Source organism: Pontibacter chinhatensis (assembly GCF_900113285.1).
Taxonomy (GTDB): domain Bacteria; phylum Bacteroidota; class Bacteroidia; order Cytophagales; family Hymenobacteraceae; genus Pontibacter; species Pontibacter chinhatensis.
In genome coordinates this window covers 76,856-101,284 of sequence record NZ_FOOT01000005.1, presented here as the reverse complement: position 1 = coordinate 101,284, position 24,429 = coordinate 76,856, and the positions used below count along the sequence as shown (strand labels likewise).

Genomic DNA, 24,429 nt, shown 5'->3' with positions numbered 1-24,429 from the left:
CAGGGGTAATTTAGCGAAAGCATAGGGCGGAACAGCCAGAATGACTAAACTTGCAGCATGGCTTTTTTTAAAATGGATAACTTACGCCACTGGGCGATTCGCTATACTTTCTTTTTCCTCGGACTAGTTTTGTTTGGACTTGGGATTGCCATTTCCGTGAAGGTACGGCACCTGGGCCTGCACCCTTGGGATGTGCTGAATGTGGCCCTCACAGATAAATTTGGCTGGAGCATCGGTACCTGGAGCGTGCTGGTGGGTATGGTGGTGATACTCTCCTCGCTGCTGATCAGCCGCAAGTACATCAACATCGGCACCTTCCTTAACGCGCTGCTCATCGGGCCTTTCATGGATTTTTTCCTGTGGCTGGACTTCCTGCCCAACGCCAGTTATACCTGGCTAGATTATGGGTGGCTGCTGCTGGCGATTCTCATCACGGGTATGGCGGGCGGCCTGTATGTGGCAGGCGGCATTGGTGCCGGTCCCCGCGACGGGTTTATGCTCTCCATCTCTGAACGCACCAGACTTTCAGTTAGCAGGGCCAGGATTATGGTAGAGAGCGTGGTGCTGGTGATAGGCTTTCTGCTGGGCGGGCCGGTTCATGTGGTCACGTTTCTGTACACGCTCATCCTGAGCCCCGTGTTTCAGGTATCGCTGCGCCTGTTTGCCAAGCTGCGGATAGCCTTGGTCGGAGAACTGCCCTCGGAAGCAAAAGTGAAAGTATAAGGGGAGGCTATAAAAGCAAAAAAGCAGCCGCTTGGCTGCTTTCTCAGGTTATTTTTTTAGGGTGTCGTAAAGCTTTTTCGACTTCACGTGCAGCGAAAACCAATCGTAGTTGCTACGAAGCAAGTTAAAGTTACTCCCTTCCACCACGCCGTTCGTGCCCTTCTTGGCCAGTGCCTCGGCAATCACTTCGTCTTGGATAACAAAGGAGTCTACCACTAAGCCGCCATTTACGAAGGAGCAGGCAAGTCCTTTATCATCCTGCTTGTAAAGTAATGTGTTACTCTTTTTTAAGCTACTCTCGATTCTTTCCAGTTCTTTCATAGTGTAATTAATTCTAAAGCATATACAAGTTGTGCGTTTTTAAAGTTCAAAACTAAGCTAGAATATCACAACAAATTTTAAAAATAAGCCGAAGCCTCTAAAAATAGTGTGAATGAATCCAGAAAGCGTTTAATCAGCGTTTTTGCTATACTTAAGAATGTGCATGAGGTTTAGCGCCACATATTATTTTTTTATTACAACACCATCCGGCACCTTGTAAATCTTTCTATGTCAGGCCGCTACACTTACATAGGCGGGCAAAGAAAAAGGCAGCGAATGCTGCCTTTCCTGCGTTATCTATACTTTATCTCTTGCTTTCACTTCTCCTGGGAGAAAAGCCACCGCAGCAGTTCGGGCTCCCGGAAGGCATAATCCCAGCTGTTGTGGTTCACGCCGGGGTAAACCGTCAGCTTCACGTCGCCGCCGGCATTCTCTATGGCCCCGGCCATAATTCTGGAGTGCTCCACCGGCACCACTCCGTCTTTCTCCCCATGGAAAACCCAGAAGCTCTCCACCTTTTTGGCATACTTGCGGGCCATTTCCGGTGCCCCGCCACCGCATATCGGGAAAGCCGCTGCAAACGTTTTGGGCTGGCGCCACAGCAACTCGAAGGTACCCATGCCCCCCATTGAAAGGCCGCCCAAATACACCCGGTCCTTGTCCACGTTTCCGCTCTTGCGTAGCTGCTTCAGCAGCCCCATCAGCGCCGCCATCGCTCGGGTAGGCTCTCCGCCTGCCTGAAAGTTAAAGGTGCGCTGGCCCTGCGCGTTGGGCACGATGTTCACGTTAGACCAGTAGCTGTCCTTGGGGCACTGCGGAAACACCACAATGGCCGGGAATTGCTCCTGCTCTTCCAGAAACCGTTTGGCCCCATACACCAGCTGCGACTCGTTGTTAGTGCCGCGCTCGCCGGCCCCGTGCAGCACCAGCACCAGCGGGTACTTTTTTTTCTGATCGAAGTTTTTCGGGTAGAGGATGCGGTAGGGCAGCGTATCATTGCCCTGCACGTATACCTGGCGCTCGTACGCATCCAGTTCGCCCTGCGCCTGGGTAGTTATACTTGCCAGCAACAGGAACAAGAGTGCTATAAGTGAGCATCTATAGGTTAAGGTGTGTTTATACTTTATCATGTCGCGTAATTTATACTTTTTCAGTGGCTCCTACTCCACTTTCACAATCTTGGTTCTTTTACTGATTCCGTTTTCGCTGAACGCCTCTACCTGGAAGTAGTAAGTGGGTGCCACATTCAGGGCGTTCAAGTCATAGGCAGTGTCCTGGTAAAGCAGCACGGAGTTGTAAAGCTTATCGGGGGCAATGCCGTAGTACACGTGGTACCCCTGCGCTCCCTTTACCGGCTGCCACGCCAGCTTGGCCTGCCGCCTGTCTGCCTCCCTCTTCACGCTAAAGCGTGCCGGTGTGGCGGGCTTTTTACCCGCGCCTTTTCCGAACACCCGCAGCCCCGAGATGGCCAGGTTGGGCGTGGGCACATGGTGATTGGTAAACCTGATGTAGCGGGCTTTCTGCGGCTGCGGCAGCTCCACGTAATCGTTGGGTACATCCTGCCGGTTTTCCCTTTTGTCTACCAGCGTCTGCCAGTTTTTCCCGTCCAGCGAGTACTCCAGCAGGTACTGGTGGTAGAGCGTGTCCGGTTTTCCGAAGATGTTGGACTTATAATCATGGTAATTGAGCTGCACGGCCCTTACCTCGCTCACCTGCTCCAGGTCTACCTCCAGCCATTCGCCGGGCTTGCTGGTCTGCGCCACCCAGAAGCTTTTTATACTTTCATCCACCGTGTTTTCCGGGCCATACTTCTCCTGCACCGAGGAGGCCCTCACAGGCTTTTTGTAAGACAGCAGCATCCAGCCGGTAAATAAACTTTCACGGTTCTTGTTCTCCGGTGAGGGCAGGTAGTGCGGGTAATCGCCGTAGGCGGTGTTAGCGTAAAGCTGCCCGTCCCTGTCAAAGCCTGCCGGGAACTGCCCGATGCGGCGCTCAAAGTTAAAGCTTACCCCAATCACCATGGTAGCGTAGTGCCACCAGTTGCCATAAGGGTCCTGCACAGTGCTGCCGTGCCCTGCCCCCCTGATAAAGCCGCCGGGCTTATAGGAGAAGGGGCTGTACTCCTGGTAAGTGAAAGGTCCAAGCGGTGAATCGGAAGTATAAACGCCGTCACCGTAAACGCTCCACTCGGTACCAGGCGCAGCATACTGCAGGTAGTATTTGTTGTTATACTTGGTCATCCAGGCCCCTTCCAGAAACCCTGCCGCCGAGTCCTGGTGCGTTTCGCCGAAGCGCTCCCAGCCGTGCTGCTCTGGATGAAGGGTAATGAGCTTTTTGTTCTCCCCCACCGGCAGAAAGTAATGCTTCGGGTTGAGCTCCACGCCCTGCAACGGGTGCGTGTTGGAGGACTCGTGGTAGAGGTATACTTTGCCGTCGTCATCCACAAACAAGGCCGGGTCGTGCAGCGTGAGCGGCAGCACAGAAGGCGCTCCCCGCCAGGTGCCCACCTTTGGGTTGTCGGTAAAAATGACTGATTGCGCCGATGCCGGGTTGCCCAGCGCTATCAGTACAGAATCGCCCATGGGCCAGGCACCCGGCGCGTTGGAGGACTCAAAGTACCAGCTCTGCGGCCGGATGAACTGCCAGCTGCGCAAATCCTTCGAGTGCCAGTAGCCCTGGGAACGTGTCACGAACATGTAATATTCGCCCCGGAACGGCACCACGGCAGGGTCGGCACCCGAGCGAAAGGACACGCCCCGGCTGGCATGCACCACGCTGTAAGTATAATCGATGTTGATGGGGTTGCAGTAGGTTTGCTGCCCCTGCGCCAAGGCCGTTACCTGCAGCAGCCAAAGTATAAACCCGCCCAGTATGGCTTTGGGCCACACGCTGATTTTCATACTTCTGGTATTCCTGCGGTTATACTTCATGCAAGTAGTTTGATGCCTGACGATAGTTTTCTATACTTCCCTGCCCCCTAGCCTTTGAGCTGCTTTGGCCAGGGCATGTTGCCTCTTCCTAAGTATAAAATCAGCTGCGAACAGGGCTGGCAGCAGCAAATCCGGGGGCTATACTTGAGAAATACCAGGGTCTCTAATGTTTAGAAAGTTCCTTTATAGGGCAGGTCGATGCGCTTAAAGGGCACGTTCTTGAGCGGTATCTGCAGTCCGTTGGTTGTCTCCAGCCAGTTCCACAGCTCCGCCTTCAGCTCCCCTGCGATTTTCTCGTACTGCGGGTTGCGTATCAGGTTGTTCATCTCCTCGGGGTCGTTCTGTATGTCGTAGAGCTCGTTGATGTCCCAGACGCCGTGGTTGTAGATGTATTTGTACCGGTCGGTGCGCACGCCGAAAATAGTGGGTGTCTGCGGAAAGGCCCACTCCCAGTAATACTCATAGAAAATCTTGTCGCGCCACGGGATCTTCTTTCCCTGCAGCAGCGGCAGAAACGAGTAGCCCTGCATCTGCGCCGGTTTCTCCATGCCTGACAGCTCCATAATGGTGGGGGCAATGTCCACGTTCAGCACCATCTGCTCTACCTTGGTGCCAGGCTTAATCAAGCCCGGCGCGCGGGCCAGCAGCGGCACGCGAATAGAAGCCTCGTAGGCATCGCGCTTATCAATCAGGCCCAGCTCCCCAAACTGGAAACCATTATCGCCCATGTAAATGACCAGCGTATTCTTGTCCAGCCCCTCTTTCTTCAGCCACTCCAGTACGCGGCCAATGCTTTCGTCCACGCTCAGCAGTGTTTCCAGGTATTGGCGGTAAAAATCATCGAACTTTATCTCGCCGTCATACATGCCGTCCACACCGTGCCAGCTGTTGCGCTGCGCCTTCACCCACTTAGGGATGTCGCGCACGTTTACCGGCCCCTTCGGCTCCTGCACCCTGCCGTAGCGCTTGCTGGAGTCGGTGGCGGTGAGGTACATGGAGGGCGGGCTGACAACTTCGATGTCTTTATACTTGCCCTCGTGCCGCTTGGCCGGCATAAACTCGGCATGCACGCCCTTGTGCGAGAGGTAGGCAAAAAAAGGCTTATTCTTGTCGCGCTGCTGCAGCCACTCCAAAGTATAGTCGGTGAGCAGGTCGGTGGTATAGCTCCCCTCCGGCTGCTTCACCTCTTTGCCATCGATGTTAAACGTAGGACTATAGTACACGCCCTGCCCTTTAAAGCTCACCCATTTGTTGAAGCCCGGCTGCGGCTGATCGTCGGTGTTGCCCATGTGCCATTTGCCGAAAAAGCCGGTCTGGTAGCCCTGCTGCTGCAGGTACTGCGGGAAAAAAACGAGTCCCTCGGGGAGCGGCGCACTGTTATCCACTATCTCATGGTTGTGGGCGTACTGGCCGGTCAGGATGGAGGCGCGGCTGGGTGAGCAAAGCGAGGTAGTGACAAAGGCATTCTGCAGGTGCGCGCCCTCTTTGGCCAGGCGGTCCATGTTGGGCGTTTGCAGCTCCGGCACCTTGCCCATAAACCCCATAAAGTCATAGCGGTGGTCATCACTAAGTATAAAGATGACGTTCATGGGCTTGGCCTGCTTCTTTTTCTGGGCCTCCGCGGTGGGCAGCCACAGCAGCAGCGCCAGTACACTTACCAGCCACTTGCTAAGCGTGTAGGGGTTGTTCATGGTGTCGGTTTTTTTAAGTTGATGAGAAGAAGGTTTGCCGCCACCGGCTTTTCAGGGCCGGCAGCAGCTACCTACCTAACCTATCAAATTTACTGTGTTACCGTAAAGCTGGCCTCCTGCACGTCGCGGGAGTTGGTGCCTACGTATACTTTAAACTCGCCTGGCTCCAGTACAAAGTCCAGCTCGTTGTTATAAAACTTGAGGTGCTCCGGGGTGATGGTGAAGGTCACGGTCCGGCTTTCGCCTTTCTTCAGGTTGATTTTCTGAAAGCCCTTGAGCTCTTTTACCGGGCGCGTGATGCTGGCCACCACGTCCTGCACATACAGCTGCACCACTTCCTCTCCGTCGTAGTTGCCGGTGTTCTGCACTTGCACGCTTACCTCCAGGTTCTCGCTCGGGCTGATGCTGGTCTTGCTCAGCTGTGGCTTGGAGTAGGTAAACGAAGTATAGCTCAGGCCAAACCCAAAAGGATACAGCGGCTCGTTTGTCACGTCCATGTAGCGGGTGGTATACTTGTTGAGCAGATCGCCGTTGAAGGGGCGGCCTGTGTTTCTGTGCGCGTAATAGAGCGGAATCTGGCCCACCATCTGCGGGAAGGTGGCCGTGAGTTTACCTGATGGATTATAGTTGCCGAACAGCACATCGGCAATGGCGTTGCCTGCCTCGGTGCCGGCAAACCAGGTCTCCAGGATGGCGTCGGCATTCTGGTCTTCCCAAGGCAGCGCCAGCGGACGGCCGTTCATCAGCACCACCACCAGCGGCTTGCCGGTTTTCTTCAGGGCCATCAGCAGTTCGCGCTGCTTGCCAGGCAAGCCAATGTCGGCGCGGCTGGCGGCCTCCCCGCTCATCCCCTGCGACTCTCCCACTACGGCCACGATCACATCAGAGGCGCGGGCTACTTTTACGGCCTCGGCAATCATTTGCTCGGAAGTACGCTTGTCAAGCTGCAGCTCGCCGCCGTGGGCATTCAGGCGCTTGATCATCTGCTCATCGTCGGTGATGTTGGCTCCCTTGGCGTAGTTGATTTTCACGCCGTTGCCTGCCACGTTTTTGATACCTTGCTCCACCGAAACGGCCTGTTTCCAGTCGCCGGCGCCGCTCCAGTTACCAATCAGGTCGCGCTGGTTGTTGGCCAGCGGGCCGATAAGGGCAATCGTGCCGGACTTCTTCAGCGGCAGCGTCTGCTTGCTGTTTTTCAGGAGCACCATGCTTCTGCGGGCAATGTCGCGGGAGGCCTCGCGGTACTCCGGCTTCATTATCGTTGTTTTGGCGCGCTGATCATTTGTGTAGCGGTACGGATCCTCGAACAGGCCCAGTTTATACTTTGCCTCCAGGATACGGCGCGCCGCGGTGTTTACCACTTCCTCGCTTAGGCTTCCTTTATCCACCGACTGCTTCACGTGCCGGAGGTATACCTCACTTACCATGTCCATGTCCACGCCGGCTGACAGGGCCAACTCGCCCACCTTGGCTTCATCGCCCATCCCGTGTGCTATCATTTCACTCACGGCGGTGTAGTCTGCCACCACAAAGCCATCGAAGCCCCACTTGTCGCGCAGCAGTTCGGTCATCAGCCAGTGGTTACCGGTAGCCGGTACGCCATTTATGTCGTTAAAGGAGGACATTACGCTACCCACACCTGCTTCTATAGCGGCTTTATACGGCGGCATGTACTCGTTGAACATGCGGTTGAGGCTCATGTCCACGGTGTTGTAATCGCGGCCGGCCTCGGAGGCGCCGTACAGCGCAAAGTGCTTCACGGTGGCCATCACGGTATTTTCCTTGGTCAGGTCATCGCCCTGGTAGCCGCGCACCATCGCCCGAGCTATCTCAGAACCTAAGTATGGGTCCTCCCCGGCGCCTTCCGAAATACGGCCCCAGCGCGGGTCGCGGGCAATGTCCACCATCGGCGAATACACCCAGTTCAGGCCATCGGCAGAGGCCTCGTCGGCGGCAATGCGGGCGCTGCGCTCAATCGCCTCCAGGTCCCAGCTCGCCGAAAGGCCCAGCGGAATCGGGAAAATGGTGCGGTGCCCGTGGATCACGTCGTAGCCGAACAAAAGCGGAATTTTGAGGCGCGTGTTGTTGACGGCAAACTCCTGCAGCTTTCGGGCGGCCACCGGGGTATAGGTGTTGAACACGCCCCCTACGTTGCCCTTGCGGATGTTCTCGTCCACATTCTGGCTCACCACCGGCCCCGTCACGTCGAAGCCCACCGACACCAGGTTCAGCTGCCCGATCTTCTCCTCCAACGTCATCTGGCTCAGGAGGCTGTCCACAAACTGGCGCATGCGCGGGTCTGCTGTGCTGCTGGCCCTAGCGGTTGGCGTTTGTGTCGGCTCCACGGTTTCGGTTTGCTGTGCGGTGGTAGGCTGCTGGGCTGTATTACACTGTGTGCTCATCAACCCGATTGACATGACCAGGGCTGTGCGTATGATTTGTTTCATGGATACTATAGTTAGGTTATTTAATCAAGCTTGATTTTATCTTCTTCCTCCAGATCTGGTAGCCTTGCTGGTTCATGTGCAGGCTGTCTTGCGTAAAAATCTCGGGCTTTGGTTTTCCATTCTTCTGCAGCATCGGCTTGTACACATCCACATACTTTGTCTTGGGCTGTGTCTGCAAGTAGGCCTTTATCAGCTGGTTCGCCTCTTCTATAATGGGTTTATACTTCAGGCGGGATGGGCTGGGTTTGATGGACACAAACACCACCGGCACCTGCGGCAGCTCCTGCCTTATACTTTGGAACACATCCTGAAAGCGCTCCAGCACCTCCGGCGCCTGCACATCGCCTCCGGCAATGTCGTTCTCACCGGAATAGATCACGATTTGCTTCGGCTGGTAGGGTATCACGATGTCGTTGAGGTAGCGCTTCAGGTCGAGGAGGTTGGAGCCGCCAAAGCCACGGTTAACAACCGTATGCTTCGGGAACATCTCCTGCAGGTTATTCCAGAGTTTGATGGAGGAACTGCCCACGAAAAGTATGGCGTCCCGGGGCGGCATCTGCTGGCTGTCCTGCTGCTTAAAAGCCTGGATTTCGTTCCAGAAAGGCGGATTGTTATGCTGGGCGTGTGCGTTGGGCAGCGCCAGAAGTATAAACAGCAGGGCGAAGGACAAGTAGATTTTTCTCATCGGGTTCTCTCTATTTTTTTAAGGGCTTGTTGTATCTCTTTGTTTTTCATGAACAGGTTCCAGATCAGGCCGCTTCGGTGGTTTTCGATCATCACCGTAATAGGTGCCTGGTTCAGGCCCATGTACAGCGGCGACACCCAGTTCTCCTCCAGGCTAAAGGCATCCCGGAAACCATAGGCACCCCACAGAAAGTGGCCATACTCGCGGTAAAAGTGCTTCAGTGCCCGCATCGACTCCTCCGGCGTGTAAGGGAACGAGGCCAGCGCCCCGGTCGGTGTCATCTTGCCGGAATCGGCGTGCGGCACCGGCTCGTTGGGCGCGTACCCCCACGGGCCGTCCGAGGCTGTGAGGCCCCAGCTGTTCTCGCTGTAGCCCTGGTGGTTCTCCGGGTTCTCTATACTATAGCGGTAATTTATCAGCGCGATGTTCCGGTTATTCTCAAAGTAGTTGGTGTACTTATCAGTCAGCTTGCGCGGGTCGGCTGCCATGTAGGAGTAATGTATAAAGAACAGCGGCCCGCCGTTGGACACCCCCACCGGCAGCGGAATGCCGAAATAGGTGTTGCCGTTGGTATACATCATTCCCTCTTTGGTTTGGCCCCAGGCGGCCCTGTACTGCTGCGCTTTCTCGCTCTGGCTGGCCCAGCCGCTGTAGTACATGCTGGCGGGTATGCTGTGCGTCGGCGAAGCAATGCCGAGCAGGTACACGATCATCGTTTCGTTCCAGCCGATAAGCTGGTGGTTCAGCACCCAGGCCTGGTCCGGCGACCAGTGCCAGGTCAGGAAATCAGATTCCGGCTTTTTGCGGTACCAGTCCCACTCCACGCCGCGCCAGATTGTGGTAATGGTGTTGCGAATCTCTTTTTCCTGCGGCGTGTTTGCCGTGAAATACTCCCGCGCCGCCAGCAGCCCCTGCACCAGGAAAGCCGTCTCCACCAGGTCGCCGCCATTGTCGCGCGGGCCGAAGAAAGGCTCTACCTTACCCGTCTCCCCGCTGATGAAGTGCGAAAAGGCACCATGGAACTTCTCAGCCTTGTCGAGGTAGTGCACGATCTGCAGAAAGCGCTCCACCCCTTGCTCCCGCGTTATCCACCCGCGCTCGATACCTACCAGCAGGGCCAATATGCCAAAGCCGGAAGCTCCGGAGGCCACCATCGTCCGGCGACCCGGAATGTTCTCCAGCGCCAATCCGCTGTTGGGCTCCGCTCCCTCCCAGTAATACCGGAAGTTGGCCTCCTGCACCATCGTCAGCAGTTCCTCGTCCGTCATGGGCCGGGTGGCGGCGCTTATACTTTTAGAGGGGCCTGTTTCCTGGTAGCGATCATCCAGCAAGCTGATTTTGTAGTAGAACGTCTGCCCCACGGTATCCACGTAGTCGGCGAAGCGGCAGATGGAGGGCAGTTGCACCGCCACCGGCCTGAAGTTTTTGTTATCGGTGGAGCGGTATACCTGCACGTAGCGCACGGCAGGGTCTTCGATATTTTCCCATGTCAGGTCGATGTGTTTTTCGTAGCCTGTGGCGCTTAGCAGTTTGGGGGCCGACTTTATACTTTCCCCGGCTTGCAGCGGCAGCATCTCCACCTGATCCAGGTACAGTTCGTGCCACTTTCCGTCTTCTGCCTGCTGCTGAAAGGCCACCACATCCACCTCCTTCGCATCGCTGAAGTTCAGGCCTTTGAAGCTGCTGAGCGGCACCTCCACCGTCAACCAGGCACCGGTTTTATAGTTGGGCATGTAGTTTTGCAGCGGCAGGAACTGGGAAAGCTCCTTCGCCTCCCGCTTGCCAATAGCCACTGCCGGAAGCTCTGTTGCCGCCGTGTTGGATTTGATGTATAGCCTGAAGACCAGCTTCTCCTGTGGCCGGAAAAAGTCCATGCCCCGGATGGGGTGGTACAGCACCTGCGCCTGCCACTGCCCGCCTTTGGCGGAGTTATACTTCAGCTCCAGCGCATTGCCGGGGGTAAAGTATACTTCCTCGCTCACAGGCAATTTGCCGCTGCTGTTCTTCACCCAGCTTGGCGAAGTATAGCTGGCCGAAGTATAGAAATGGTCCTTGTCCATCAAGCTGTTGTCGAAGAAAACCCTGGTGTAGGGGGTCTCCTGCGCCATCAGGTTGGTGGCGTGCAACAGGGTAATGATGGCAAGAAGTATACTTCGCATGGCTCTTAGCTGGTTTATACTTTCTGATTTATACTTGGCTATACTTTATACTTGTCGATTTATACTTTATTCATTCCCATTGCTGGCGCGAGCTTGTAGCTCGTGCCTTTCTATGTTCTCGGATTTGCAATCCGAGTGGCTTGAAAAGCCAAATTTATACTTCTGCTATACTTTTATACTTGCCGGCTTATACTTTCATAGCCACCGCTTCCTTCGACTGGAACTAAGCTATCCTTGCTAGCTCCCGTTCATCCTCCAGGCTTAAATAAGCTGCTGTTTCATCTCCTGTTTGGGTGCCCTCCCAGGCCGGGAGGCCTCGTTTTCCCACTCAGCGCGGTGTTCCCTCCTTGCCTCGCCTGCGCTCGGCATGCCCTAAACGGGCACCGGATCTCACAAGGCGCCTCCTGGAAAAACTGGGAACAGTTTTATACATCTATCATGATCAAGTATAGTTAAGGGCGTCACTTAATTTAAGGTTAGTCAAAGTATAAAGAGTATAGTTAGTATACATTAGCTCAACACCTTAATCCACCTTCACCGGCTTCGTTCTTTCGGACACGCCGTTTTCGTTGAAGGACTCGATGGCGAAGTAGTAGCCTTGGTCCACGCCCAGGCTTTTCAGGTCCAGTTTGTTGTCGTCGTACACCATCCAGGAGCTGTAGAGTTTATCCGGAGCAATGCCCCAGAGCACGTTGTAGCCCTGCGCGTTGGCTTGCTTGTCCCAGGTAATCATCGCGTCGCGGCGGTCCTGCTGGCGGTTTACCTTAAAGTTTTTCACGCGGGCCGGCGCTTTGCCCTGCCCCACGCCAAACACGCGCAAGCCGGAAATGGCCAGATTAGGCGTCGGCACATGGATGTTGCGGTAACGGATGTAGCGAACCGTCTGCGGGGTACCCAGCTCAACATAATCGTTGGGCACGTCGCGGTAGTTGTCGCTCCTGTCCACCAGCGTTTTCCAGTTCTTGCCGTCTGTAGAGCCCTCCACCACGTAGCGGTGGTACAACCCCGGCACTTTGCCGTAGAGGTTGGATTTGTAGTCATGGTAGTTGACCTGCACAGCGTATACTTTGCCCGGCTTCTCCAGATCGATCTGCACCCACTGCTGGTCATTGTTTTGCTCGGCCACCCAGAAGGTTTTGGTGCTCTCATCCAGCATGTTCTCGGGCTTGAAGTTCTCCAGGGTAGAGGAAGCTTTCACCGGCTTTTTATAAGATAGGAGCATCCAGCCGGCAAACTGGCCCATCTTGCCCGGCACCGACGGACCGAAATGCGGGTAGTCGCCGAAATAAGTATCCACGTGCATCAGCCCATCCTTGTCAAACGTGGTGTGGAACATGTTGATGCGGCGCTCCCAGTTCATGTTCACCGACACCGAAGCCGAGCCAAAGTGCCAGTACTCTCCTGCCGGACCCACCACGGTGCTACCGTGGCCGGCGCCGTTCATGTAGCCTCCCGGTTTATAGGATACCGGGTTATTGGGCGCGTACGTAAATGGCCCGAGTGGTGAATCGCCTATATAAACGCCATCGCCATACACGTTAAACTCGGTGCCAGGAGCAGCATACTGCAGGTAATACTTGCCATTGTGCTTCGTCATCCAGGCGCCTTCCATGTAGCCGGCCAGTACGGTGTCAGAGTGGTTCTCGCCGAAGCGCTCCCAGCCGTGCTTGTCGCCATGCAGCTTAAAAAGCTCCACTGTTTTCTCCGATGGCTTGAAGCGGTCTTTCCTATTCAGCTCTTTTACCCGAAGCGGGTAGGTGTTGGAGGAACCCCAGTACATGTAGGCCTTGCCATCGTCGTCGATAAAGAGCGCCGGGTCCTGCAAATCACCCAAAATGCCGGGTGTGGCTTGCCAGTCGCCCCGCTTGGGATTGTCGGTAAACAGCACGCTCATGGAGCCGGATGGGTCACCGGCCACGTACAGCAAGGAGTCTTTGTAGTTGAAAGCCGCCGGTGCGTTGGAGCCCTGAAAATACCATTTCTCCGGTTTGATGAAGTTCCAGTTCTGCAGGTCGGTGGAGTGCCAGTAGCCCATCGAGCGGGTCACAAACATGTAGTACTCGTTGCGGAACTCCACTACGGCCGGGTCGGCGCCGGATCGGTACGAGATGTCTTTGTAGGCATCGTACACGGCGTACGTATAGTCGATGTTAATCGGATTGCAGTACGTGCTCATGTGCGTGCTCTGGGCCAGGGCCGCCGTGCCGCTCCCCCAAAGTATGGCCAGTGAAAGTATAGCTTGTAAGGCTCTTCTCATAAGTATGGTTTTATACTTTGTTTTTCTTCCTATTGGGTATTTTCCTGCTAGCTGATACAGCTTGCTAAGCTCTTTTCTTTATGTCATCCTGGAAGGATCTTGGTGGCCTTGTAGCATAAGCTTAGGCTTATTCCACCAAGTTTCTTCACAGAATGACAGAACCTATATAAACAGCAAAACCAGAACTAAACAGACCTATATTAGGACTGGCGCAGGAGAAACTCCCGCGCCAGCTTTTATACTTTATATTTACTTCAGCTGCGGGCTCTGGAAGCCGAGCTTCTTGAGGCCGGCCTGTACTTCAGGAGCGCTCATGAACAGATCCCACAGCAAACCGGTGCGTCCGTTCTCGATCATCACCACAATCGGTCCCTGGTCGATGCCCAGGTAGCGCTGCGGGAACCAGTTGTCCTGTTCCGAGTAGGCATCGTATGGTCCATACTTGCCGATCACTTTGTCGCCCAGGTCTTCGTACAGGTGGCGGATAACTTTCATCGATTCTTCCGGTGCATACGGGTAGGACGATAAGGCAGCCGTCGGCGTGATCACGCCCAGGTCGTTTTCCGGGCTGTGGCCCGAATAACCGTTCACGGAGTAGCTGGCGGTAAGCCCCCAGGCGTTCTCGCCATAGCCTTTGTAGCCTTTCGGGTTATCCACGCAGTAGTCGCGCTGAATCAGCGTATGGTTGCGGTTAAGTTTCCAGTAGTCGGCATACTTGTCAGTGAGCTCGCGCGGGTCCAGGCCCAGGTAAGAATAATGCGCCCAGAACATCGGTCCTACGCTGCCTTTGTGCCCGTTGTGGTTCAGCACCACCTCATGGCCATACTTTGTCGCATCGGATTTGATGGCGCCGCTGCGGGCCCAGCCCTCGTGGTATACTTCGGCAGGCACCCCGTGGGTTGGGGAGGAAGCCGCCAGCACATAGGTTATCAGACACTCGTCGTACCCGCGTATCGGGAAGTTCATGGCCCAGCCATGGTTCGGGCTCCAGTGCCAGTACAGCGCGTTCTGACCGCCGTTTCGGAACCAGCTCCAATCCACCTCTTTCCAGAGCTTGTCTATCTGGGCGGCCAAGGCTTTCTCCTGCTCATTGCCGTCCTGCAGGTACTGGCGCACGGTCAGCATGCCCTGCACCAGGAAGGCTGTTTCCACCAGGTCGGCACCGTCGTCTTTCGGGCTGAAGGGCTTTACTTTACCCGTCTCGCCATGCAGCCAGTGCGGCCAGGCGCCATGAAAGCGGTCTGCCTTCTCCAGGAAGTTCACCATCTTCTGCAGGTGCTGTACCCCCTCCTCTCGGGTAATAAAGCCACGCTCTATTCCCACAACAATGGCCATCAGCCCAAAGCCAGTGGCGCCGGTAGTCACTACATTCTGGTCGTTCTGCGGGTACTCGCCATCGATGTGGATGCGCTCGCGGGCTAGACCTGAATTAGGTTCCGCTCCATCCAAGAAGTATTGAAAAGTCTGCTCCTGCACCCGTGTCAGCAGTTCCTCATCCGAAAGCTGCTTGACGTCTGTTGCGGTTGTATCGGCAGCCGTTTCAGTTGTCGTGGTAGAGGTTTCGGAAGAATTCTGGCAGCCGTAGAAAAGCTGGGCAGCCAGCAAGGGTATGGCTAGTAAGGTTCGCTTCATGTCAATGTTATTTTATTTCTGTAATCTTATATCTGCTACTGTTTCTACTTGTTGCTAATGGAGGGAAAGCATAAGCTCCCAGGATGTAGCGCCCGCTTGGAGCACCAGTTTATACTTTCCCGGCGCGAGTTCCTGCCCCAGTGCCACCTGCTCCAGGCCAGGGCCTTTGCTCTCATTGTTCCAGATTGTTTTCACCTCCGTGCCGTCTTCTTTCAGCAGTTTTAAAGTATAGCTTCCGGATTCTTTTGTGGCCACATCCATCAAATAGTTATCCTTGTCCGGGTGGCGCAGCAGGTCTACCTGGTTTGTTCTGATGTCGGGGGTTACCAGCGGGAAGCCGGTCTCATAAGTCGGTTGCCGGAAACCAAGTTTTGAAAGCCCGGTTTGTACCTCCGGCAGTTTGGTGAAAAGACTCCAGAGCAAGCCGCTGCGGTAGTTTTCCAGCATCACGACGATAGGCCCCTGGTCGATGGCTAGGTGATCGGTGGCCGTCCAGTTGCGGGCTTTGTTATGGGCATCCCGCAAGCCATACTGCCCCACCATCCTGCTGCGAAGACCGTTGTACATATTCCGGAGCACCTGCATGCTGTAGTAGGGCGTGTATGGGAAAGAGCCGAGCGCCGCCGTGGGTGCCACGGTTCCGTTATCGTTGGCCGGTGAGTGCGCAGCATACCCATCCGGATCATCCGAAGCCGTAAGGCCCCAGAAGCTCTCGGTATAGCCGTAGTTTTTGGGCGCGGAGCTGAGGCTGTAGGAGCGGTTCACCATGGTATGGTTCAGGTTGTGCTGCCAGTAGTTAGTATAGTTATCCTCCAGCTGCCGCGGGTCCAGGCTCAGGAAAGAGTAGTGGGCAAAGAATAGCGGACCACCGTAGGCCGGTCCCATTTTCAGAGTATAGCCGCCGTAGTTTTGGGCCGCCCCGAAATTGGCGTTTACCCAGGTGTTCTGGTATACTTCCGGCGAGATAGGGTGTGTGGGCGAGGCGGCAGCCAGCACGTACGTGATCAGTGATTCGTTCCAACCCCGTATCGGTAGGTTCATTTCCCAGCCATAGTTGGGGCTCCAGTGCCAGTAGAGCTTGCCGTCGCCGCGCGAGGCGTACCAGTCCCACTCCACCGTCTCCCAGAGCTGGGTGATCTTTTGCCGGAGCTCGGCCTCTGCCCCGCCGCCATCAAAGTATGCGCGGGCCGTCAGCAGTCCGTTTATCAGAAAGGATGTCTCTACCAGATCGCCGCCATTGTCTTTGGGACTGAAAGGTATGGTAGCACCAGTGTTGCCGTCAAGCCAGTGTGGCCATGCCCCATGAAAGCGGTCGGCACGGGCCAGAAAATCGGTAAGTTTGTTTAGTCGCGTTACAGCCTGTTCACGTGTTATCCATCCACGATGCACGCCTACAAGTATGGCCTGCACACCAAAGCCGGTGCCCCCAGTCGTTACCAGATCGCCGGAGCTGCTGCGCTCGCGGGCCATGCCGCTGGCAGGGTGCGCAAAATCCCAGAAATAGCGGAAGGTACTCTCCTGCACCTCATCCAGCAGGGCTCTGTTTTCTGCAGCCGTCGGCACCGCTGGCGTGTCGGGCTCCGTTGGCTCTGGTGTAGGCTGCCCTTCATCCGGCTCACTCTTACACGATAGCAGCGCGCATAGCAGTAACAGACAACAGTAGCAAAGCTGTTTGTTTATCATCCTTTGGGGTAAGGGTGGGGTTTGATTGAAAGAAAAGAAAGTATGGAGCCCCACTTTGCAGCGGCTCCATACTTTAAAAGTTTAGTGATTAATAACCTGGGTTTTGAGTAAGGGTACCGTTGCTGAGAATGATCTGCTGCTGCGGAATCGGCATCAACTCATTTTTACCCGCCTGGAACTGCTTGCCCTGTGCCTGCAGCACCTCTGCAGCCCTGCCCTGGCGCACTAGGTCAAAGAAGCGGTCGCCGTTTTCCAGGGCGAGCTCTACCCGGCGCTCATGCCAAATCAGGTTGCGCAGCTCTTCCTGCGTTGCTGATTCGATAGGGTCCAGACCGGCTCTTTCGCGCACGCGGTTCAGGTCTGCCAGCGCCTGCTGCGTATCACCCAACTCGTTGGATGCCTCCGCACGCATCAGCAGCACCTCGGCAAAGCGCAGGATACGCACGTTCTGATCTTTGGCGTAACCGCACTCGTTAGTAACAAAGCTCGGCACATAAGCCTTCTGGTTATACCTTGGGTTTGGCGCGTTCGGGTTGATTAAATCTCCTTCCGGTGTGGTCTCGCCTCTGAACAGGATGGTGGCATCCAGGCGCTCATCGCCTTCCTCATAAGCGTTTACCAGATCCTCGGTTGGCTCAACAAATCCCCAGCCAAACTGACCGCGAACACCCTGCACCTCAGCCCATTGGCTGTTGGAGGCTGGGCAGTTACCAGGTACTGTTTGTGCCTCTATCTCAAAGATAGACTCGTTGTTGTGCTCTCCTGCGATGCGGAAAATGCTGTAGTAATCCTCCACGAGGTTATACCCTAGGCCTTCTACCTGGTTTGCCAGGTTTACGACCTCCTGCCAGTTGCGCTGGTACAGCTGTACTTTGGCGAGCATACCCAGGGCAGCCCCCTGTGTGGCACGGCCCCGTGCAGTAGCTCCTCTGTTTGGCAACACTGCTGCAGCCTCAGTCAGGTCCTTTATAATCTGCGCGTATACCTCCTCTGGGCTCGATCTTGGAATGTTCAGCGTAGCCGGATCTTCCTGTTCGCCTGGCAGTGGCACAGACAAACGTAGCGGCACACCACCAAAGGCCCTAACCAGGCTAAAGTAGTGGTAGGCACGGAAAAACTTCGCCTCAGCCAGGATACGCTCCTTTTCAGCCGCATCCATATCAATGAGCGGTACATTCGTCAGGATTTGGTTTGTCAGGTTGATCGCCTGATACTGTCCGTTCCAGTAGCCGTTCAGCTGCCCTTCTGTAGCTGTCAGCGTAAAGTTGTCGTACTCGTCCATAAAGCCGGCGTCTCCAGGTACACTGCCTTTGGCAGCATTGTCGGAGGTGATGGTGGTAATGGCCAGGTGGGCAAAAGCGATCACGTTCCACTCCCTTGTGTTGCCATAGACAGAGTTAATGGCAAGCCTGGCATGCTCTGCAGTCGTAAAAAAATCCTCTCCTACCCCTACGCCTTCAGGCTCCACATCCAGGAAGTCCTCCGAGCAGGAGGCCAGGCCTCCAATGGTCAGCGCACTGATGAGTATAAATGAGTTGCGTTTAACGCTATAAAATATATTTTTCATGGGTTTTCCCTGTTAATTAGAATGTAGCATTAACACCAAAGTTGTAAGTAGCCGACAGCGGGTACACGTTGCGGTCGATACCCTGGCTAATTGGAGCGCCGCTCACCTCTGGGGAGAAGCCGTTGTACTTAAACCAGGTTACCGGGTTCTGGGCGTTTACATATACACGCAGGTTGCGCATCTTCAGGGTATTCACCACTCCGCTCGGTAAGTTATACCCTAACTGCAGGTTACGGATTCTGACATAGCTGCCGCTCTCTACATAGTAATCACTTGGATCCAGGTTTCTGCCGGTTAACTTAGCCGATGGGTAAGAATTGGTAGACCCGGGTCCGGTCCAGCGGTTGTCGTAGAAGTCTTTGTCGTAGTTCTCGTTACCGAAGCGCACGTTGCGGTTACCGTTGTAAATATCCACATCAGCCACTCCTTGTATGTCCAGCTGCAGGTCGAAGCTCTTGAAGCGGAACCCTGTGTTGATGCCGTAAGTAAATCCTGGGTTTGGATTACCGATTATCGTTTTGTCTCTCTCATCGATAATGCCGTTACCATCTCTGTCTCTGAACCTGAAGTCGCCGGGAACAGCGTTCGGCTGTGCGGATCCTTCAACCTCCTGCTCGTTCTGGAAGATACCATCCACTTCATAGCCAAAGAACGAACCAATCGGGTCGCCCACGCGGGTTATGCTTACCTGGTAACCACCTACTGGCAAGTTGCCATTATAGAAGGCCGCGTTCTCAGTAGCTATACTTGTTACCTCGTTTCGGTTGCGCGAGAAATTCACACCAATGTTGTAGCTGAAATCGGTGGACAGGTCATCGCTCCAGTTGGCAATCAACTCCAGACCACGGTTACGGAAGTCAGCGAAGTTGCCTCTGATCTGGCCACCCAAGCCTAAGAACCCAAGCGGAGTAAGTCCGAAGATGGCATCCTTGGTTTGCTTGTTATACCAGTCTGCCTCCACAGTCAGCCTGTTATTCAGGAAGCCCATTTCAACACCCAGGTCAACTTCTTCTACAATCTCCCAGAACAGTGTGGCAGGTACAACCTCTCTCAGGTTTGCGCCCGGGAATAGCACTCCATTGTATATAGCTGCTAAACGCGGGTCTCTGTCAACCGGCAGTCTGTAGATGTTTGCCGGAATGTTGTTATTACCCAGTCTACCCCAGCTCGCTCTTATTTTCAGGTTATCGAATATAGCCTGGTTCTGCATAAAGTTTTCCTCCGAAACACGCCAGCCTAAGCCGATAGAAGGGAAATACTCCCACCTGTCATTGCGCGGATAGTTGGAGGAGGCATCGTAGCGAAGCGTGGCAGTTAACAAATAGCGATCGAGGAAGGAGTAATTGACTCTACCGAAATAAGAAACGAACGTGCCACGTGCACCGCCCGCATCAATAAGGGCAGTTTCAGGATCACCTAAGTCCAGGTACAGGTCTGCTTCTGAGTTAAACTCTACATCGTTCACAGAACCTCTAAAGAAGTTCGACTTGTCTTCCTGGGCAGAAGTACCCAAAAGCACGGTCAGGTCGTGGTCGCCAAAGGTCTTGTCATAGGTCAGGGTGTTTTCCCAGAGCCACATGTTTGACTTGCTTCTTTGCTGTGTCAAAAGGCTTCTGGAAGCATACTGTACGCTAGTAAGCGAGTCCTGAGAACGGTAGTTTCTGTACTCATCTATTCCATAGTTCAGGCCCAGGCTGGTACGGAAGGTGAAGCCATCCAGAAAACTTACTTCACCGAACGCATTTGCAGTTAAGCGCTGTCCGTTGGATTTTTGGTTAAACCAGTCCAAAGACGCCTGTGGGTTGGCGAAGTTTCCTACCGGATAGTTGGCCGGGTCGCCATAACGGCCGTTTGGCTCAAATACAGGAATGATGGGAGGCGCCACGAAGGCCTGGTAGAAGATATCGGATGGGATGTTATCTGATTGATAATCATAGAAAATACCATTGTAGCCTACCTTGATGTTTTCGCTAACCTGGAAGTCAGTTTGCAGACGCGCGGTGATACGGCGGTACTCGTCGCCCTTTACGATGCCTTCCTGGTTCAGGTAGCCGGCGCTGGCCATATAGGTTACTTTTTCAGATCCACCGGAAGCGGATACCTGGTGGTTATGAATGGTGGCAGTACGCAGCACCTGATCATACCAATCCGTGCTTGGCAGGTTTGTTGGAATAAGGTTGGCCGTCGGGTTCTCTATTCTGAGTTTCTCGTTTACCAGGGTAGCATACTCCTGTGCGTTGGTCATGTCGAGCTGGTTGGTAACCCGCTGCACTCCCACAAAGCCATTGTAGTTTACGGTAGACTCTCCGGCCTTGCCACGCTTGGTAGTAACCAGCACCACGCCGTTGGCGGCACGTACCCCATAAATGGCGGCACTGGAGGCATCTTTCAAAATCTCAATCGACTCAATGTCAGCCGGGTTCAGGAAGCTCAGGTCGTTTACGAACGTACCATCTACTACATACAACGGGTCTGTGCTACCCAAGGCAGAACCTGCACCGCGAATTCGAATCTGGGGAGAGGCTCCGGGTGCGCCCGAGTTGGTGATGGTTACACCGGCCACTTTACCCTGCAGCGAGCTAACCGGGTTCTGGGAGGCCTGCCGTACCAGTTCTTCGCTCTTTACCGAGGCGATGGAGCCTGTCACGTCGCGCTTCTCCTGCACACCGTAGCCGGTTACCACTACTTCCTGCAGTGTAGCGGCGTCAGTCTCCATCTGCACGTTTATACTTGTGCGGTTGTTTATCGGAACCGAAGTTGCCTTATAGCCTAAGTAATTAAAGGTAAGCGTACCATCGGAGGGGGCGCTTAAAGTATAATTACCATCCGCGTCGGTCTGGGCACCGGTGGTGGTTCCCTGCACTACCACACCCGCTCCAATCAGCGGCTGGCCTGTCTCGGCATCCGTCACTCTGCCTTGCACCGTAATTGTACTTTGGGCAAAGGAGAGGTGGAATGTCAGCAGGCACATGACGAGTAGTAAAAATTTTCTCTTCATACGTTTTATGATAGGTTTTAATTTTGATTAGGATAATGATTTAAAAGTCCGGAATTCCCGCTCAGCACCCAAAAATTCAGCTACTACAATACCACATCATACGCTAAAATAGTGAGTGCTTACCCCTACGGGATTGCACAGATTAGGCCCGGTAAGTGCATACTTCTGTATACGGAGCGCGGGTGTTATGGATGAAGGCAAGGCGCAAAAAAAGCCGCCAGAAGCATAGTTCCGGCGGCATGAGAGGTGGATGATGTAGTAATGATGTGGTGCTAAATCTCCATAAAGAACTCCACCAGGTTTTTATCGGGGTCCATGTTGAGCTTTTTGCGAAGGCGGTAGCGGCGCAGCTCCACCCCTCGCACCGTAATGTTCAGCAGGGAGGCGATTTCCTTGCTCGTCATATTCATGCGCAGGTAGGCGCACAGCTTCATATCGTTCGGAGTAAGCTCCGGATAGCCCTCTTTCAGCTTCTTGAAGTAGTTGGCATTGGTCTCGTTAAAGCTCTTCTCAAACAGGCTCCAGTCGGTTTCGGAGCTCATGCCATCGAGGATAATTTTTTGTATTTTCTTTAGTTGACGCTCCGGCAGCCTGTTGCCTTCCGCGTCCTGCAGCTTGTTCACCTCGTGGCTGATGTTCTGCAGCAGCTCGTTCTTGTTCACGATGTTCAGGGCGGTGCTGGCAAGCTCCCGGCTCTTGCTGGCAAGCTCGGCTTTGAGCTGCTCGTTGCGCAGTTTCACCAGCTTCTGCTCGTGCAGCAGTGCCTCCTGCCGCAGCTGTTCCTGCTTCTCCTGCTCCAGTTGCTGCTGTATGCGCTGCTGGTCGCGCTGCAGTTTTTTAAAGTATAGCCTGCGCCCCAGCCACAGCAGCACAACTGCCAGCAAAGTATAAAATGTGTAGGCCCACCAGGTGGCGTACCAGGGTGGCAGCACCACAAAACGGTAGAGGGTATCCGCTGTTATCTCCTCCCCGTTTATGCGCGCACGCACCCTAAATTTATACTCTCCCTGCCGCAGGTTGGTAAACTCAGTCTGGGTATTGCTGCTCCACGCCGACCAGGTGCCGGACTGCCCCTCCAGCAAGTGCTGGAACTCGACCTGTGCCTGCTTAAAGTATGGCAAGGCATAAGAGATACGCAGGTTGTTCTGGCTAAAGGGGAGCTCCAGTAACGTCTCCTGACGGTTTGTTTCGCTCAGCACGCCTTGGTGGTCGGTCGTGTTCTCCACCTTCCGAATAAGCACCGGGGGCAACTTTATACTTGGCGGCTGCCTGGCCTCCGTGTTATAGATCACAAAGCCATCGTCTATACTTATCAGGTAAACCGAATCGCTGATCTTGCTGATGCTTTCGTACTCCTGCACCATGCGGCCGTCCAGGATGCTGAACTGGCTGGTGTTGATGCGCGGCTGCTGCGGGCTGGACAGATCTGCCAAGGCTATTTTGCCATGGTTAATGATCCAATGCTTCTGACCGGAGGCCGGAAGGATACGGCTGGCACTGGCCAAAGGCCCCAGCTGACTGTTCAGCTCCTGGTGCGGTGAAAACCGGCCTGTGCCCTCGGTGTACTGGTAAAAGCCGGTGCCGGTGGAAAAGAGCAACCGGTTAGCCAGGCGCGAAATGTGTACTTTGTGGGTACCTGGCAAGCCATGGCTCTCGTCGAAGCTCTGGGTATGGGTTACCTGCCGCAAATCCGGGCTGAGCGTTAGCCTGTAGAGGCCCTTGTAGGCGTGGCTCACCCACAGGTGGCCGTCCTGGTCCTGCTCCACGTGCTTGCTCGGTTGCCCGAAGCCACCCACCATGTGTGAGAATGCCCAATGGCCGCTGGTATCCTTGCGGTATACAGCCAGGCCGGTATAGGTGCCTTGTATCAGCACCTCCGGCTCCGACCGCAGCTGCTTTATCGTCCAACCGCCCTTCGCGTCAGAGATTTTCACCAGCTTGTTGCCCTCCACCCTGAAGGTGCCTTCGTTGTGCCCGCAAAGCAGATCTCCACCCATCTTTTTCAGCTCCCACACCTGCCCCTGCGAGTCTTCGATCATCCGGAAGTCCAGGTGCTGGGTGGCGTCGGGGTTGCCTGGGCTCCAGTTGCTGTAATACAGGCCCTGGTTGGTGCCCAGGTATATTTTGTCGCCGTGGATGATGCTGCTGTACACGGTGCCGAAGTTGCCCACCTTATCGAAGTAAAAGTATAAAGGCGAGGTTACGTCTACCCTGTCGATGCCGTTATCGAGCCCCACCCACAGGTTTTGGGAGCTGTCGGCGTGGAGGTTGAGCACCGTGTTGTTCTGCAGGCCATTGGATTTGCTGAGGCGGTGCAGGAGCCTGCCCTGCTCATCCAGCACCACTACTCCGTTCAGAATCGTACCGAAGGCGTAGTGCCTGTCGTTGATGCGGGTGCCGTTGTTCAGCTGGTAAGTCTTCAGAAAGTCGTTGGCCTCGTTCTGCCAGGGTCTAAACTCGCGCCCATCGAACAGAAACAGGCCATTTTTAGCGGTGCCTACCAGGTAGCTGCCATCGGTGTAGGGAAGTATGCACAGGATGCCCGAGTCGCCCAGCTTCCGGCTGCCGGGTACAAAGTGCAGGCTGCCTTCCTTCAGCTCGAAGAGGCCCTCTGATATAACCTCCGCAAAATAGCGGTTGCCGGCCTGGTGCAGGAACAGGAACGGACGCTGCGCTTTTATCACACTGATTTTACCGTCCTGGAAAGTATAAATACCCGAAAACGACTGAAAGTATACCTTGTCGCCTTCCACGTAAATTTTCCATACTTCGTCCGGGAGCTTATGTGCGGCGGGCACCAGGTTTGTCAGCGAAGTATAGCCGAAGCGTCCCTGCTTGTCGTGGCTCCAATAGCCCATTTCTCCGAAGCCCCCTGCGTAAATACGCCCCTTGTTATCGGCGGCCACAGCCCGCACAATTACGTTGTTAGGCATCCGGTGCAGTTGCCAGGTGCTGCCGTCGAAAGCCAGCAGCCCGCTGGAATTTCCGTAGTACATCACCCCGTCGGCACCGCGCGCAACCGACCAGTTTTGGTTTCCGGCCTTGTATTGCTGTTTTGTGTAGTTTTGAATGTACGGGAAGCCAAGTTTGCCGGCATCCGTCGCCTTTGCCCCTGCTGCCAGCAGCAACAGCCACAAAACAAGCCACCTCTGTCCTTCCTTCAGTATCGCTATCATCTAGCTTCTTTATGTTCTTGACTTTGAAGTGCTAAGTTAGCAATATAATACCTAGTATATAAGGTTGATTTTATTCCCTTTTTATGATACTGCACCTCAACGCCGGCTTTTATACTTTCTGATGCGCTACCCTCTTTTTTATACTTTGCAGGCACCTAAA

General features: G+C 54.6%; 15 protein-coding genes. 2 read left to right on the top strand and 13 right to left on the bottom strand.

The window, feature by feature from the left end:
* Positions 1-72 precede the first annotated feature (72 nt).
* The gene (locus BM040_RS14835; RefSeq protein ID WP_092103778.1) at positions 73-723 is read left to right on the top strand and encodes a YczE/YyaS/YitT family protein; all 651 of its coding nucleotides are present in this window, start codon (positions 73-75) and stop codon (positions 721-723) included.
* Between the two features lie 48 nt (positions 724-771).
* Here BM040_RS14835 and BM040_RS14830 read toward each other — a convergent pair whose 3' ends face one another.
* The 7 genes from BM040_RS14830 to BM040_RS22005 all read right to left on the bottom strand — a co-directional run bounded on the left by BM040_RS14830 (position 772) and on the right by BM040_RS22005 (position 10,956).
* Positions 772-1,044: a hypothetical protein gene (locus BM040_RS14830; protein ID WP_092103172.1), complete on the bottom strand. Its 273-nt coding sequence runs from the start codon at positions 1,042-1,044 to the stop codon at positions 772-774.
* 317 nt (positions 1,045-1,361) lie between these two features.
* Complete coding sequence (locus BM040_RS14825; RefSeq protein WP_092103169.1) at positions 1,362-2,174, bottom strand: carboxylesterase family protein; 813 nt, start codon at positions 2,172-2,174, stop codon at positions 1,362-1,364.
* A 30-nt stretch (positions 2,175-2,204) separates the two neighbouring features.
* Entirely contained in the window at positions 2,205-3,974 is a 1,770-nt protein-coding gene (locus BM040_RS14820) for a family 43 glycosylhydrolase (protein WP_217646784.1), read from the bottom strand.
* Between the two features lie 170 nt (positions 3,975-4,144).
* On the bottom strand, positions 4,145-5,665 hold the full coding sequence (locus tag BM040_RS14815) for a sulfatase family protein (RefSeq protein ID WP_092103164.1): 1,521 nt from the start codon (positions 5,663-5,665) through the stop codon (positions 4,145-4,147).
* Positions 5,666-5,754: 89 nt separating this feature from the next.
* On the bottom strand, positions 5,755-8,112 hold the full coding sequence (gene bglX / locus BM040_RS14810) for a beta-glucosidase BglX (protein WP_245756232.1): 2,358 nt from the start codon (positions 8,110-8,112) through the stop codon (positions 5,755-5,757).
* 16 nt (positions 8,113-8,128) lie between these two features.
* Positions 8,129-8,797, bottom strand: a complete 669-nt coding sequence (locus tag BM040_RS14805; protein ID WP_092103159.1) for an SGNH/GDSL hydrolase family protein — start codon at positions 8,795-8,797, stop codon at positions 8,129-8,131.
* Positions 8,794-10,956: a glucoamylase family protein gene (locus BM040_RS22005; RefSeq protein WP_092103157.1), complete on the bottom strand. Its 2,163-nt coding sequence runs from the start codon at positions 10,954-10,956 to the stop codon at positions 8,794-8,796. The genes BM040_RS14805 and BM040_RS22005 overlap by 4 nt, the downstream gene beginning before the upstream one ends.
* Between BM040_RS22005 and BM040_RS21590 the strand changes: the two genes are divergently transcribed.
* Complete coding sequence (locus BM040_RS21590) at positions 10,955-11,197, top strand: hypothetical protein (RefSeq protein ID WP_139217820.1); 243 nt, start codon at positions 10,955-10,957, stop codon at positions 11,195-11,197. The two genes, BM040_RS22005 and BM040_RS21590, sit on opposite strands and share 2 nt — an antisense overlap.
* 282 nt (positions 11,198-11,479) lie before the next feature.
* On the opposite strand, the gene BM040_RS14795 is transcribed toward BM040_RS21590, so the two are convergent.
* From BM040_RS14795 to BM040_RS14770, 6 genes are all read right to left on the bottom strand, one after another.
* Positions 11,480-13,213 carry a family 43 glycosylhydrolase gene (locus BM040_RS14795; RefSeq protein ID WP_092103155.1) on the bottom strand — a complete coding sequence of 578 codons (1,734 nt, stop codon included), beginning with the start codon at positions 13,211-13,213 and terminating at the stop codon, positions 11,480-11,482.
* Positions 13,214-13,462: 249 nt separating this feature from the next.
* Positions 13,463-14,845 carry a glucoamylase family protein gene (locus BM040_RS14790; protein WP_092103153.1) on the bottom strand — a complete coding sequence of 461 codons (1,383 nt, stop codon included), beginning with the start codon at positions 14,843-14,845 and terminating at the stop codon, positions 13,463-13,465.
* Positions 14,846-14,899: 54 nt separating this feature from the next.
* Positions 14,900-16,528, bottom strand: coding sequence for a glucoamylase family protein (locus tag BM040_RS14785; protein WP_092103151.1), 1,629 nt, complete (start codon positions 16,526-16,528; stop codon positions 14,900-14,902).
* Positions 16,529-16,616: 88 nt separating this feature from the next.
* The gene (locus tag BM040_RS14780) at positions 16,617-18,095 is read right to left on the bottom strand and encodes a RagB/SusD family nutrient uptake outer membrane protein (protein WP_092103149.1); all 1,479 of its coding nucleotides are present in this window, start codon (positions 18,093-18,095) and stop codon (positions 16,617-16,619) included.
* A gap of 16 nt (positions 18,096-18,111) precedes the next feature.
* Positions 18,112-21,093, bottom strand: coding sequence for a SusC/RagA family TonB-linked outer membrane protein (locus BM040_RS14775; protein WP_092103147.1), 2,982 nt, complete (start codon positions 21,091-21,093; stop codon positions 18,112-18,114).
* Between the two features lie 272 nt (positions 21,094-21,365).
* The gene (locus tag BM040_RS14770; protein WP_092103145.1) at positions 21,366-24,269 is read right to left on the bottom strand and encodes a ligand-binding sensor domain-containing protein; all 2,904 of its coding nucleotides are present in this window, start codon (positions 24,267-24,269) and stop codon (positions 21,366-21,368) included.
* Positions 24,270-24,429 lie beyond the last annotated feature (160 nt).